Source organism: Deltaproteobacteria bacterium, assembly GCA_035063765.1.
Classification (GTDB): Bacteria; Myxococcota_A; UBA9160; order UBA9160; family PR03; genus CAADGG01.
In genome coordinates this window covers 1-12,766 of record JAPSFT010000018.1, presented here as the reverse complement: position 1 = coordinate 12,766, position 12,766 = coordinate 1, and the positions used below count along the sequence as shown (strand labels likewise).

Annotated in this window: 8 protein-coding genes and 1 tRNA gene; 4 read left to right on the top strand and 5 right to left on the bottom strand. The window is 75.2% G+C overall.

Annotated elements, in window-relative coordinates; all coding sequences use genetic code 11:
- The first annotated feature begins 66 nt into the window (after positions 1-66).
- Positions 67-2,727: a pitrilysin family protein gene (locus OZ948_13935; protein MEB2345826.1), complete on the top strand. Its 2,661-nt coding sequence runs from the start codon at positions 67-69 to the stop codon at positions 2,725-2,727.
- Here OZ948_13935 and OZ948_13930 read toward each other — a convergent pair.
- The 3 genes from OZ948_13930 to OZ948_13920 form a co-directional block, all read right to left on the bottom strand.
- Positions 2,724-4,148, bottom strand: coding sequence for a serine hydrolase (locus OZ948_13930; protein ID MEB2345825.1), 1,425 nt, complete (start codon positions 4,146-4,148; stop codon positions 2,724-2,726). The genes OZ948_13935 and OZ948_13930 overlap by 4 nt on opposite strands.
- Before the next feature lie 231 nt (positions 4,149-4,379).
- Positions 4,380-5,858, bottom strand: a complete 1,479-nt coding sequence (locus OZ948_13925) for a potassium/proton antiporter (protein MEB2345824.1) — start codon at positions 5,856-5,858, stop codon at positions 4,380-4,382.
- Between the two features lie 7 nt (positions 5,859-5,865).
- A complete protein-coding gene (locus OZ948_13920; GenBank protein ID MEB2345823.1) occupies positions 5,866-6,447 on the bottom strand; it encodes a peptidylprolyl isomerase in 582 nt (193 codons plus the stop codon).
- Positions 6,448-6,541: 94 nt separating this feature from the next.
- Here OZ948_13920 and OZ948_13915 point away from each other — a divergent pair, with 94 nt between their 5' ends.
- Both OZ948_13915 and OZ948_13910 read left to right on the top strand, forming a co-directional pair.
- Complete coding sequence (locus tag OZ948_13915; GenBank protein MEB2345822.1) at positions 6,542-7,861, top strand: hypothetical protein; 1,320 nt, start codon at positions 6,542-6,544, stop codon at positions 7,859-7,861.
- Entirely contained in the window at positions 7,858-8,691 is an 834-nt protein-coding gene (locus OZ948_13910) for a thioesterase family protein (protein ID MEB2345821.1), read from the top strand. Before OZ948_13915 ends, OZ948_13910 begins: the two co-directional genes overlap by 4 nt.
- A 5-nt stretch (positions 8,692-8,696) precedes the next feature.
- On the opposite strand, the gene ggt is transcribed toward OZ948_13910, so the two are convergent.
- A complete protein-coding gene (ggt, locus tag OZ948_13905) occupies positions 8,697-10,526 on the bottom strand; it encodes a gamma-glutamyltransferase (GenBank protein ID MEB2345820.1) in 1,830 nt (609 codons plus the stop codon).
- Between the two features lie 326 nt (positions 10,527-10,852).
- Positions 10,853-12,220, bottom strand: coding sequence for an MATE family efflux transporter (locus OZ948_13900; GenBank protein MEB2345819.1), 1,368 nt, complete (start codon positions 12,218-12,220; stop codon positions 10,853-10,855).
- Between the two features lie 301 nt (positions 12,221-12,521).
- Here OZ948_13900 and OZ948_13895 point away from each other — a divergent pair.
- Positions 12,522-12,597 (top strand) — tRNA-Phe (locus OZ948_13895).
- The last annotated feature ends 169 nt before the right edge of the window (positions 12,598-12,766 follow it).

Sequence of the window (12,766 nt, the reverse complement as noted above, 5' to 3'; positions counted from 1 at the left end):
GCTGGTTCCTGGGCATGGCGCAGCCAGGATAGAGAGCCGCGGGGCGTCGGCTATGCTCCGCCGACCGTGGCCGCCCCCGACCAGCCCTCCGCGGCCCCGCTCCGCGCGCCCCGCCGCGAGGTCCTCCCGAACGGCCTCGTGCTGCTCCTCGACGAGTCGCACCTGGCCGCGGTCGCCGAGCTCCAGATCTGGGCGAAGGTGGGCTCGGCCGACGAGGGGCCGGGCGAGGCCGGCCTCGCGCACTTCCACGAGCACATGCTCTTCAAGGGCACCGAGCGGCGCGGAGTCGCCGAGGTGGCGGGCGCCATCGAGGGCGTGGGCGGCCGTGTCAACGCCTACACCAGCTACGACACCACGGTGTATCACGCGACGGTGCCCTCCGACGGGCTCGGGATCGCGCTCGACGTGCTGGCCGACATGGTGCGCGGCTCGCTCTTCGACCCCGACGAGCTGGCGCGCGAGATCGAGGTGGTGCTCGAGGAGATCCGGCGCTCGGACGACTCGCCGCCCCACGTCTGCGCCGAGGCGCTCTTCGCGACGGCCTACCGGACGCACCCCTATCGCGCGCCGATCCTGGGCTCGCGCGAGAGCGTGGCGAGCTTCGACCGCGAGCGCGTGAGGGCCTTCTACCGGCGCTGGTACGCACCCGACAACCTGCTCGTGGTGGCGAGCGGCGACTTCGAGGCCAACGCCCTGGCCGCCTCCGTGCGCGCGCTCTTCGCGGATGCGGTGCCGGCGGGCGCCCGCCGCGCGCGGCCCGCCGAGCCGCCCCAGGAGGCGCCGCGCGCCGCCCTCCTGCGCCGGCCCTTCGAGCGGGCCTGCTTCGAGATCGCGTGGCCCGCCGTCGCGCTCGCCCACCCCGACACGCCCTATCTCGACCTGCTGGCCTTCGTGCTCGGCGAGGGCGAGAGCAGCCGCCTCGTGCGCCGCGTGAAGGAGAGCGAGGGCCTCGTCGATCGCGTGGACGCCTCCTGCTACACGCCGATGGACCGGGGGCTGTTCGGGGTGTCGGCCGATCTCGATCCGGAGCGGGTCCCCGACGCGGTCGCGGCGATCGCCCGCGAGGTGGAGACGATCCGTCGCGCAGTGGTGTCGGACGACGAGATCGAGAAGGCGCGCGCGAACTTCCTGGCCAGCGAGCACTTCGAGCGCGAGAGCGTCGCCGGGCGGGCGCGCAAGCTCGGCACCTTCGAGGCGATCGCCGGCTCGTTCCGCGGCGACGCGGCGTACCTGGAGGCCGTGCGGAACGCCACGCCAGCCGACCTGCTGCGCGTCGCCGCCACCCACCTCGATCCGCGCCGGGTGACGGTGGCCGCGGTGCTGCCCGAGGGCGCCGTGCCCGCGCTCGACGAGAAGGCACTGGTCGGGGCCGCTGGCCGCGGCGCGGAGCAGGCGGCGCGGGCCGTCGTGCCCGAGCGGATCGGCGCCGCGCCCGCGCTGGGCGCACCGGCGGCCGCCGCGGCGAGGGGCGCCACGCCCGCGCGCGCCTCCCGTCTCGCCCCCGCCATCGAGAGCTATCGGCTCGCGAGCGGCGCGGTGCTCCACGTCGAGCCGCGCCGCGAGGTGCCGGTGGTGGCCCTGCGCGGCGCCTTCCACGGCGGACTCCTGGCGGAGGACGCGACCAGCGCCGGCCTCACCCAGCTCGTGACCTCGATGTGGCTGCGCGGGACGCGCCGGCGCGGCGCCGCCGAGCTGGCCCACGCGATCGAGGCGATCGCAGCCGACGTGGACGGCTTCACGGGGCGCAGCGGCTTCGGGCTCTCGATGGAGGCCACGAGCGACCGCTTCGAGCCTGCCCTCGACCTGTTCGCCGAGGTCCTGCTCGAGCCGGCCTTCGCCGCCGACGAGCTCGAGCGCGAGCGGCGCGACACGCTGGCGGCGCTGGCGCGCCGCGAGGACCGGCTCGGCGCGCGCGTCCTCGACCTCTTCACCGCCGCGCTCTGGAGCACGCATCCCTATCGCTGGCCGGTCCTGGGCACGCCGGAGACGGTGGCGGCGTTCACGCGCGCCGACGTGCTCGCGCACCACGCGCGCTGGGTCCGTGGCCCGAATCTCGTGCTGGCGCTCGCCGGCGACGTCGACCCCGATCGGGCCGCGGAGCAGGTGGCGGCGCGGCTCGCGGCGCTCGACGCCGCGCCCTGCCCGCGCCCCGCACCGCCGGCCGAGGCGCCGCCCACGGCAGCGCGCCGGGTCGAGCTGCGCAAGGATCGCGCGCAGGCGCACCTGGCGGTGGGCTTCCGCGGGCTCACCGTCGACGACCCGGACCGCTTCGCGCTCGAGGTCATCACGCAGGTGCTGGCCGGCCAGGGCGGGCGGCTCTTCCTCGAGCTGCGCGACCGGCGTGGGCTCGCCTACTCGGTGAACGCCCTCGACGCCGAGGGGGTGGCGCCGGGCTTCTTCGCGATCACGATCGGTACCGCGCCCGACAAGCTCGACGAGGCGCGCCGCGCGATCCACGAGCAGCTCGCGGCGCTGGTGGCGGACGCGCCGCCCGCCGGCGAGCTCGAGCGCGCGCGCCGCTACCTGATCGGCAACTTCGAGATCGACCGCCAGCGCAGCGTCGTGCGCGCCGCGCACATGGCGATCGACGCCCTCTACGGACTCGGCGCCGACGCCCAGCACCGCTACGCCGCCCGCATCGCCGCCGTCACCGCCGGCGACGTGCTGCGTGTCGCGCGCCGGGTGATCGACCTCGAGACCGCGGTCGAGGCCGTGATCCGGCCCTAGAACCCGCCGACAGCCGGGCGCGGAACAGCGCGCCGCGCGAGCAGGGCGAGCGTGAGGAGGGCGAGCGTGCCGAGGGTCGCCTGCGGCGCCTCGGGCACGAAGCCCGTCACGCTGTTCACCCCCGGGACGAGCGCGGTGTCGTCGAGCCCCGCGAAGACGGCGGTCGCGGCGTAGTACGGGAAGCGCGGTACGACGACCGTGTCCGACGCGACCTCTGCGAGCAGCTCGGCGCCGCGCAGGCCGTACACGTCGCGGATCGGCGTCGCCGCGCCGTAGACGCGCGTGGCGATCGAGCCGGGTGCCGGCTGCCACGTGAGCCGGGCCTCGGCGCCGGCGGGCGCGGGCGTGAGCGCGCGGGCCTGCGCCCCTTCGACCTGGCGTCGCGCCACGTCGAAGAGCCCGAGCGCGGCGTCCATCGAGGTCTGCGACCCCGGCACGATGTGGGTGACGAGCACCGCCGAGAGGCCGCGCCGGCGGTCGATCCAGACGAAGCTCCCCCACGCGCCCGCGCCGACCAGCTCCTCGACGTGCTGCGTCGCCGGATCCTCGGCCAGCACCCAGGCGCCGAACGCGTAGTCGGGGTCCGCGCCGTAGGGGTAGAGCGGATGGGCCGGCGGGAACGGCGAGTGGTGGACGGGCAGACCGCGGGTGGCGTTCTCGAAGAGCTGCTCGATGGCCGCGTCCGAGAGCACGCGCTGGCCCGCGCACCCGCCGCCGTCGAGGATCATCTGCGCGTAGTCGATCAGCTCCTCCGCGCTGCTGCGGAGACCGCCGGGCACCGAGGGGTTCGGCGCGAACTGGCCGTAGTCCGACACCGGCATGCCGCAGGGGTCGAAGATGCGGCTGCGGGCGATCGCCTCCCAGGCCTGCCCCGTGCGCAGCTCGGCGATGCGCCCGACGGCCTGCATGCCCGCGCCGTCGTAGCCGAGCTGCGAGCCGGGTGGCGAGAACACGAGGAAGCCCGTGAGGCCGATGCGCTCGACCGACTCCGCCAACGTGAAGCGCGGGTCGCGCTCGTAGGGGACGGCCGACGAGATGCCGGCGCGCATGCCCCAGGCGTCGCGCACGGTCGGGTCGCCGAGGCCGTCGTGCTCGAAGAGCGGCAGCGCGTCGCCGAGGCGCTCGCCCGTCGCGAGGAGGCCTTCGTCCACGAGCGCGAGGACCACGCCCGCCGAGATCGTCTTCGTGACCGAGGCGAGGCCGATGCGCGTGTCGTAGCCGATGTCGCCCGTCTGGAAGCGGTAGATCTCGACGCCGCCCTGCCGGACGATGACGGCGACGTGTCCGTGGAGCTCCGGCAGCTCGTTCGTGAGCAGCGAATCGGCCTGCGAGAAGTCGTAGGGCTGCGCGCGCGCGGCGCTGGCGGCGGCGAGCGCCAGCGCGGCTGCGAGGGCCAGGGCGCACAGGCGCTTCGGAAGCATCGCGGGACCCATCCGGGGGAGGCTGCCGGCGCGGCCGGCGCGATCGGGGACCATGCTCGACTCCGCGGGCGTTGGGGGCCCGCACCGTCAACGCGCGAGGACGGCGAGCGGTTGACACGAGGTGGCCGCGCTCGGGCGCCGGCCGTTGCGGTGGGCTGCGGCGCCGGCGAGATCGAGGCCGCCGTCGGGCGGTGAACCGGCTCCAGTGTCCTGGATCTCGGGGGCGGGACACTAGCCCGCCTCCTCCGAGGCGCCGCCGAAGAGCAGGTCGAGGAGCGGGCGGCCCTCGGGCAGGACGAAGACGCAGACCTGGTCGCCGGGCAGGAGCGCGGTGCCGCCGCGCGGCACCACGACGTCGCCGCCGCGCAGGACCAGCGTGACGAGGCAGCCCTCGGGCAGCGGGAGGTCGCGCATCTCGGCGCCGGCGACCGCGGACGCGGGCGCGACGTGGTACCAGACGAAGTCTCCCGGGAGCTCGCGCAGCGAGACCAGCTCGACGCTCACGGGCGGCGGCGGCGGGCCCGGGTCGGCGATGCCGAGCCGGCGCGCCACCCAGCCGACCGTGGCGCCCGGCACGAAGCTGCTCGCGAGCACGACGAAGAAGACCAGGTGGAAGACCTCGTCGCCGTCGGCAAAGCCTGCCACCGCCGGATAGGCCCCGAGGATGATCGGCACCGCACCGCGCAGCCCCACCCAGGAGACGAAGGCGTTCTCGCGCCCGGGCACCCGCAGGAGCGCGAGGATCGGCGCCACGGCGAGCGGGCGCGCCACGCAGGCCAGGAAGAGCGCGATGCCGAGCCCGACCCCCATCGCGGGCAGGAGCTGGCGCGGGAAGACCAGGAGCCCGAGCAGCGTGAACATCATGATCTGCGCGAGCCAGGCGAGGGCGTCGTGCACGCGGCGGACCCCGGCGCCGTAGGGGAGCGAGCTCGCCGAGAGCAGGAGCCCGGTGGCGTAGACCGCGACGAAGCCGCTGCCGGCGAGCAGCGTCGCGAGCCCGAAGGAGAGGAAGGCGATCGCGAGGGTCAGCACCGGATAGAGGCCCGCGGCGGGCAGCCGGACGCTGCGCAGGAGGACGCGCGCCGCCAGCCCGGCGGCGACCCCGACCGCGCCGCCCACCCCGAACTGCTGGACGAAGAGCAGGCCCACCTCACCGGCGCCCATCGCCCGGCCGAGCGCCAGCTCGGTCGCGATCATCGTGAGCAGGATCGCCATCGGGTCGTTGAGGCCGGACTCGACCTCGAGGGTGGCGGCGGTCGACGCGCGCAGCCGCACGCCGCTGCTGCGCAGCACCGCGAAGGTCGCCGCCGCATCGGTGGACGACACCACGGCCCCCACGAGCAGCGCCGTCACCGGCGCGAGGCCGAGCGCCCAGCCGGCCAGCGCCACGAGCCCCGCGGTCGCCACCACGCCCGCGGTCGCGAGCAGGCCGGCCGGCAGCGCGGCGCGCCGGAGCGCAGCGGGGGCGGTATTGAGGCCGCCGTCGAAGAGGATCAGGACGAGCGCGATCGTGCCGAGCCGGAAGGCCAGCGCGTAATCGTCGAAGGGGATGCCGCCGAAGCCCTCGGAGCCGGCCAGCATGCCGATCCCGAGGAAGAGCACCAGCGCCGGGACGCCGAGCCGGCTCGAGAGCGGGCTCGCGAGGCCGGCCAGCATCAGCAGGATGCCGATCGCCGCGAGCAGGGCGGCGGTCGCGGCCGGCTCCGTCATGGGGCCCCTACTTGCGGTGCGCCTTCGTGATCTTCACCGGCTCGACCGGGACGTTCTGGTGCCCGCCGCGGTTGGCGGTCTTCACCGCCGCGATCTTGTCCACCACGTCCATGCCGCTCGTCACCTTCCCGATCACCGCGTAGCCGAAGTCGCGCCCGCCGTGGTTCAGGAAGTCGTTGTCCTTCAGGTTGACGAAGAACTGCGAGGTGGCGCTGTCCACCACGTTGGTGCGCGCCATCGCGACCGTGCCGCGCAGGTTCTTCAGGCCGTTGTCGGCCTCGTTCTTGATCGGCGCCCGGGTGGGCTTCTGGGCCATCGAGTCGTCGAAGCCGCCGCCCTGGATCATGAAGTCCGGGATCACGCGATGGAAGACGGTGCCGTCGTAGTGGCCGGAGTCCACGTAGGCCAGGAAGTTGGCGGTGCTGATCGGGGCCTTCTGCGCGTCGAGCTCGATCTCGATCGAGCCGAGCGTCGTCTCGAGTACGACCACGGGGTTCCCTCCCTGTTGGGGCGTCTGGGCGATCGCCCCGCCGGCTGCAACGAGCGCGGCGCAAGCGAAGGCGAGGAGCGTGCCGGCGGAGCGGAGCATCGGAGGCCTCCTGGCGAAGCGGAGCGCGCAGCGTAACCGTGGCGCTTGCCGCCTGCCAAGGCGGCCGCGCCGAACCCGGATAGAATGCGCGGCCATGTCGCTGCGCCCGACTGCCGTCCTCCTCGCCTGCGCGACGCTCGCCGCGCCCGCGCTCGGCGAGCGCCCCCGGGTCACGACCACGATCGAGGGCGAATGGGCGATCGAGGCCGGCTCGGGGCGCGCCCAGAAGCTCGAGACCCGCGTGCGCTCGCAGCTCGACCAGCGCCTGCCGGAGGGCTTCCAGCTCACCGCGATCGGCCGCCTCCACGCGGACGCCTACGATCGGCTCGCACCGGGCGGGCCGAGCCAGTCCGAGCTCTGGGCGCCGACCCGGCGCCTCGAGTTCGGCGATCGCGTGGACGCCGAGCTGCGCGAGCTCTACGTCGAGGGCCGGCTCGGGCCGGCCTGGCTGCGGATCGGCAAGCAGCAGGTGGTCTGGGGCCAGGCCGACGGGCTGAAGGTGCTCGACGTGGTCGATCCCCAGGACTTCCGCGAGTTCATCCTCGACGACTTCGACCAGTCGCGGATCCCGCTCTGGACCGCCAACGTCGAAGTGCCGGTGGGCAGCGCGACGCTGCAGCTCCTGTGGATCCCCGATCCGAGCACCCACGACGTGCCGCGCCCCGACGCCGTCTTCGCGTTCCACGCCCCGCGCCTGGTCGGGCCGCGCCCGCCGCCCGGGGTCGCCGTCCACGTGCGCGCGCCCGAGCGGCCCGACGCCTTCCGCGGCTCCGACCTCGGCGCGCGGCTGGCCGGACGCCTGCGCGACTGGGACCTCAGCGCGAACTACCTGTGGCACTACGACGACGTGCCCGTGCTGCGCCGCTCCTTGCGCGGGCCGGCGCAGGTCGAGGTCTCCCCGGAGTACGAGCGCGCCCACGTGCTCGGCGTCACCGCCAGCAACACCTTCGGCGACCTCACCGTCCGCCTCGAAGCCGCCTATACCCGGCCCCGCTGGCAGCCGACCGACGACCCCGGCGACCGCGACGGCGTCGTGCGCAGCGACGAGCTCGGCGCCGTGCTCGGCCTCGACTGGTACGGCTTCCGCGACACCGTCCTCTCGCTCCAGCTCTTCCCGAGCTTCCTGCCCGACGACGAGCCCGGCCTCCTGCGCGACCGCCTCGACACGAACGTGACCTTCCTCGCCCGCCGCAGCTTCCGCAACGAGCAGCTCGTGGCGGAGGCGATCTGGCTCCACAACCTGGACCAGGGCGATGGCACGATCCGCCCCGAGCTGCGCTACGAGCTGCGCGACGGCCTGTGGGTCTGGGCCGGGCTCGACTGGTTCTACGGCACGCGCGACGGCCTGTTCGGCCAGTTCGACGCGCGCGACCGCGCGCTGCTCGGCTTCGAGTGGGGGCTGCCGACGCTGTGACCGGCGAGGCGCTCTTCCACGACGAGGCCGGGATGCTCGTGCCGGGCGCGCTGGCGCGCGGGCCGTGGTCGCCCGATGCGCTCCACGGCGGGCCCGTCGCCGCGCTCCTCGCCCACGTGGCCGAGCAGGCCGAGACGCCCGGCCCGATGCACCCCGCGCGGCTCACGGTCGAGCTGCTGCGCCCGGTGCCGCTCGCCCCGCTGCGCCCCGTGCGGCGGGTGCTGCGGCCGGGCCGCAAGGTGCAGCTCGTCGAGTCGGCCCTCTTCGCCGGGGAGACCGAGGTGGCCCGCGCCACCCTGCTGCGGCTGCGCCGCGCGAAGCTCGCGCTCCCCGCCACCGTGCGCGGCGGCCCGAGCGATCCCCCGCCGCCGCCCTCCGCGAGCCGCGCGACCAACGCCCCCTGGCGCGGGAGCCCCGGCGACCCGGCGGGCGCCGCCGTGGCCTACCACAGCCACGCGACCGAGCACCGGCTCGTGCGCGGCGAGTGGGGCGCGCCGGGACCCTGCACCGACTGGATCCGGCTCCGGGTGCCCCTGCTGCCGGGCACCCCGCCCTCCCCGCTCGTGCGGGTGGCCGCCGTGGCGGACTTCGGCAACGGCATCGGCAGCGCCCTGCCCTACGAGGCCTTCACCTTCGTGAACGCCGATCTGACGATCCACCTGCACCGCCTGCCCGAAGCGCCCGCCGGCCCGTCGGACGGCGGGTGGGTCTGCCTCGACGCTGCCACCTGGCCCGACGAGGACGGCGTCGCGATTGCCGAGAGCACGCTCTACGACGAGCGCGGCCGGATCGGCCGCGCGCTCCAGAGCCTGCTCCTCGAGCCGCGCTGAGGCCCTCAGCGGCTCCCGGCCGGCGAGAAGCCCCGCGCGAGGCCGTCGCTGCGCGGATCGCTGCCGCCGAGATGCCAGCCGCTCTGCGGGTCGATCACGATCGCCTGCGCGCTCGACCAGTTGCGCTCGGACACGGCCACCGTGTGGCCGCGCCGGCGCAGCCCGTCGAGGACGTCGGCGGGGATCGCGCGCTCGACCAGGAGCTCGTCGGGGATCCACTGGTGGTGGAAGCGCGGTGCGGAGACGGCCTCGGAGACGTCCATCCCGTAGTCGAAGACGTTCAGGATCGTGAGCAGCGTCGTCGAGATGATGCGCGGCCCGCCCGGGCTGCCCGTCACCATGCGCACGCGGCCGTCCTCGAGCACGAGCGTCGGCGTCATGCTCGAGAGCGGGCGCTTGCCGCCCGCCACCGCGTTGCTGCCGCGCGTGTCGACGAGCCCGAAGGCGTTCGGGCGATCGAGGGCCACCGAGAAGTCGTCCATCTCGTCGTTGAGCACGATGCCGGTGCCCGGCACCGTGATGCCCGACCCGAAGAGCAGGTTCACGGTCTGGGTGAGGGCGACCGCGTTGCCGGCGGCGTCGGTGACCGAGAGGTGCGTGGTGCTGCCCGCCGCGGGGGGCCACGGCTCGAGCCCCGGGCCCGGGACGCGGATCGCCACCTCGTCGCGCGCCCAGGTCCAGGGCGGGCGCCGCCAGCGCGGCGGCAGGAGCCGCGCGCGCTGGCGCTCGGCGTACGCCTTCGAGACGAGCGGTGCGACCGGCACGGTCACGAAGTCGGGATCGCCCAGGTAGGCCGCGCGATCGGCGAAGGCGAGCTTCATCGCCTCGGCGATCCGGTGGATCGAGGCCGACGAGCCGGCGCCGAGGGGGGCCAGCTCGAAGCCCTCCAGGATGTTGAGCGCCTCGATCAGCGCGACCCCACCCGAGGACGGCGGCGGAAACGACACCACCGTGCGTCCCCGGTAGGTCCCGCGCAGCGGCGCGCGCAGCTTCGGCTCGTAGGCCGCGAGATCCCCGGCGCTGAGCAGGCCGCCGCGCTTCTGGACCTCGCCCGCGATCGCCCGCGCGATCGGCCCGTGGTAGAAGGCGTCGGGGCCCTCGCGCGCGAGGGCGCGCAGGGTGCGCGCGAGCTCGGGCTGCACGAGCCGCCAGCCCGGCGCGAGATCGGGCGCCGGCGCCTGGATCGCGGCGGTCTCGGGGAAGCGCTCGGCCATGCCCATCTGGTGCCAGAGCTTCAGGATGCGGGCATGGCGCAGGCCGATCCCGAAGCCCTCGTCGGCGAGCGCGATCGCCGGCGCCAGGACCTCGGCGAGGGGCTTCGTGCCCCAGCGCTCGAGCGCGAGGGCGAGGCCCGCGACGAGCCCGGGCGTGGCGACCGCGAGCGGGCCCGTGCGCGAAGCATCCGCCGCGACGCCGGGCGCCACGAACATGTCCGCGCGCGCCGCCGCCGGGGCCGTCTCGCGGGCGTCGAGGGCGACCGTCTCGCCGCTCGCGAGGTGCAGCAGCAGGAAGCCGCCGCCGCCGATCCCGGAGTGGTAGGGCTCGGTCACCCCGAGCGCGAAGGCGGTCGCGACGGCGGCGTCGACGGCATTGCCCCCGGCCGCGAGCATCGCGAGCCCGGCCTCCGTCGCGTGCCGCTCGGCGCTCACCACCATCCCGCTCTGCCCGATCGCAGGCGCGGGCGCGGCCGCCGCGGCAGGTCGGATCGCCACGAACGCCGCTGCGGCGATCCCCACGAGGAGCGCGCGCGCCACCCGCAGCGTCGCACGGCCCGGGCCCGCCAGGCCGCCGGGCGCGCCCCGCCCGACTCGCGCCGTCGCCGCCCTCGCTCGCATGGCGCGGCACCGTATCACAGCCCGCGCCGCGATCCCGACCGCTCGCGAGGGGCCTTCGAATGTCGCCGGGCGCTCGATCGTCCATGGGATCGATAGGGCGCCCCTTCCCGCTCCGGCGCCGAGCCCATGGCTCTTCCCCTGCTGGCCGTGGGCCGTCCGGCGACCGGAGCGCTCCGAGTCGCCCGCCCGTGAACGCCCCCTCCAGCGGGCGGCTCGGAGCGGGCGCCCTGTCCATCGCGACCGTCCATCGCGCCCGTCCATCGCGTGGGGCCGCGCCGGGCTGCGACGCCGATGAGCGACCGTCGCGGCGGCGCGCGCCGCGAGGATCAGATCGCGATCTCCCTCCAGGCGCCGCTCCGGACGCGCCAGGCGAGGGCGGACGCGAGCGCCAGGATGAAGGCGAACTCGGCGTACCAGGCCCCCACGACGCCCGCCTCCCAGTGGAAGGCGAAGAGCCAGACCAGCGGCAGGCGCAGCGCCCAGGCGAGCAGCGTCTGCGCGACGAAGGGCCAGCGCGTGTCGCCCGCGCCGCGCAGGCTGCCGCCCAGCACGATCTGGAGCGCGTCGAAGAGCTGGAAGGCGGCCCCGAGCGCCAGCAGCGGCCGGGCGAGCGCCAGCACCTCGGCGTCGTCGGTGTAGAGCCCGATCAGGGTCTCCGGGATCAGCAGGAAGGCGGCGGCCACCGCCGCCGCGAGCCCCAGCGCGAGCTTCAGCGCCGCGAGCAGGCTGCGCAGCGCCGCGTCGAGCCTGCCAGCGCCCTTGTAGCGGCCCACCAGCGTGGTGGCCGCGAGCCCGATCCCGATCGCCTGCATGAACGACATCGAGAGCAGCGAGATCATCGCCTGGGTCGCCGCCATCGAGGCCGTTCCCATCCGGGCGACCAGCGTCGTGAAGATCGCGAAGGCGCTCATGTCGAGCACCCACTGCCCGCCGATCGGCGCACCGGTGCGCAGGAAGCGGCCGATCTCGGCCGGGCGCGGCGCCACCGGCCGGGTGCCGAAGCGGCGCAGCCCGCGTCTCGCGAAGGCGAGCGCGAGCACGGCCGTGCCGACCCACTCGGCGATGGAGGTGGCGACGCCGGCACCGGCGATCCCCCAGGCCGGCAGCCCGAGCCGGCCGAGCACGAGCCCATAGGCCAGCACCGCGTTCACGAGGTTCGCGATCACCGTTGCGACCAGCGGCGTGCGCGTGTCGCCGAGGCCACGGAAGAACGACGCGAGCACGATCCAGATGGCGAACCCGGTGAAGCCGAGCGGCCGCGTGCGCAGGTACGCGAGCGCATGCTCGCGCAGGTCGGCGCTCGTGCCGAGGCGTGCGAAGAGCGGCTCGGCCAGGGCGACGAATCCGAACAGGGCCAGCGCGGTCACCGGTACCACCGCGTAGAAGCCCTGCCAGGCCCAGCGCCCGCAGCGCTCCTCCTCCCCGGCGCCGTGGCACTGCGACACGAATGTCTGTACGCCTGTCGCGCAGCCGTTGAAGAGGCTGAACACGGTCCACAGCCAGATCCCCGCGAAGCCGAGCGCGCCGAGCTGCGCCGGCCCGAGCCGGCCCACGAAGATCGAGTCGACGACGTGCATGGTCGTCTGCGAGATCTGGGTCAGCACGATCGGGAAGGCGAGCAGCACCACCTCGCGCACGCCGCCCGCGCGAGGCGCGGCGGCGAGCGGGGCGGCGGAAGCGAGGGGAGCGGACATGACGAAGCTCCAGAAGCGCCGGAGGCCGCGAACGCTCTCGCGTCCGCGGCCTCCGGAGCAGCCGCCAGGGCTTCGCTCAGGTCATTGCCGGACGCGAGGAACCGGGATGCCCAGCCGGTGCCGGGCCCACGGGCGTACGCCGGAAGGCGAGACGCGGGGCCGCACGGCGGGATCGAAGGTCGTGGGTGTCATCAGGCCGGCGGGTATACCACGGCCCCCCGCTCCCGGGCAAGCGCACGCGGCGCCGCTGCCCGTGGCGCTTGGGCCCCCCGCCCCGATCGGCTAGCTTGCGTGCCCGCGTGGCCCGGTAGCTCAGTTGGTAGAGCACCGCACTGAAAATGCGGGTGTCGCCAGTTCGATTCTGGCCTGGGCCACCATCCCGCCCGCGAGCAAGTCCGCGGAGATGCTGCTGTCTTCGTCGCAGTAGCGTTCGAAGCTCGCGGCCGCGTCGGGAATCGCCGGATCGGCAGGGGCCGTATCGGGCCGTCCGGGGCCGTCGGCGGGCTGCTTGCGGCCCCCGAAATCGGCGAAGGACCGATCGCCCTC

What these genes read in the sequence shown, in the direction of transcription:
- OZ948_13930 (MEB2345825.1), bottom strand. Translation starts at nt 4,148, where the DNA reads ATGCTTCCGAAGCGCCTGTGCGCCCTGGCCCTCGCAGCCGCGCTGGCG.
- OZ948_13925 (MEB2345824.1), bottom strand. Translation starts at nt 5,858, where the DNA reads ATGACGGAGCCGGCCGCGACCGCCGCCCTGCTCGCGGCGATCGGCATC.
- OZ948_13920 (MEB2345823.1), bottom strand. Translation starts at nt 6,447, where the DNA reads ATGCTCCGCTCCGCCGGCACGCTCCTCGCCTTCGCTTGCGCCGCGCTC.
- OZ948_13915 (MEB2345822.1), top strand. Translation starts at nt 6,542, where the DNA reads ATGTCGCTGCGCCCGACTGCCGTCCTCCTCGCCTGCGCGACGCTCGCC.
- ggt (MEB2345820.1), bottom strand. Translation starts at nt 10,526, where the DNA reads ATGCGAGCGAGGGCGGCGACGGCGCGAGTCGGGCGGGGCGCGCCCGGC.
- OZ948_13900 (MEB2345819.1), bottom strand. Translation starts at nt 12,220, where the DNA reads ATGTCCGCTCCCCTCGCTTCCGCCGCCCCGCTCGCCGCCGCGCCTCGC.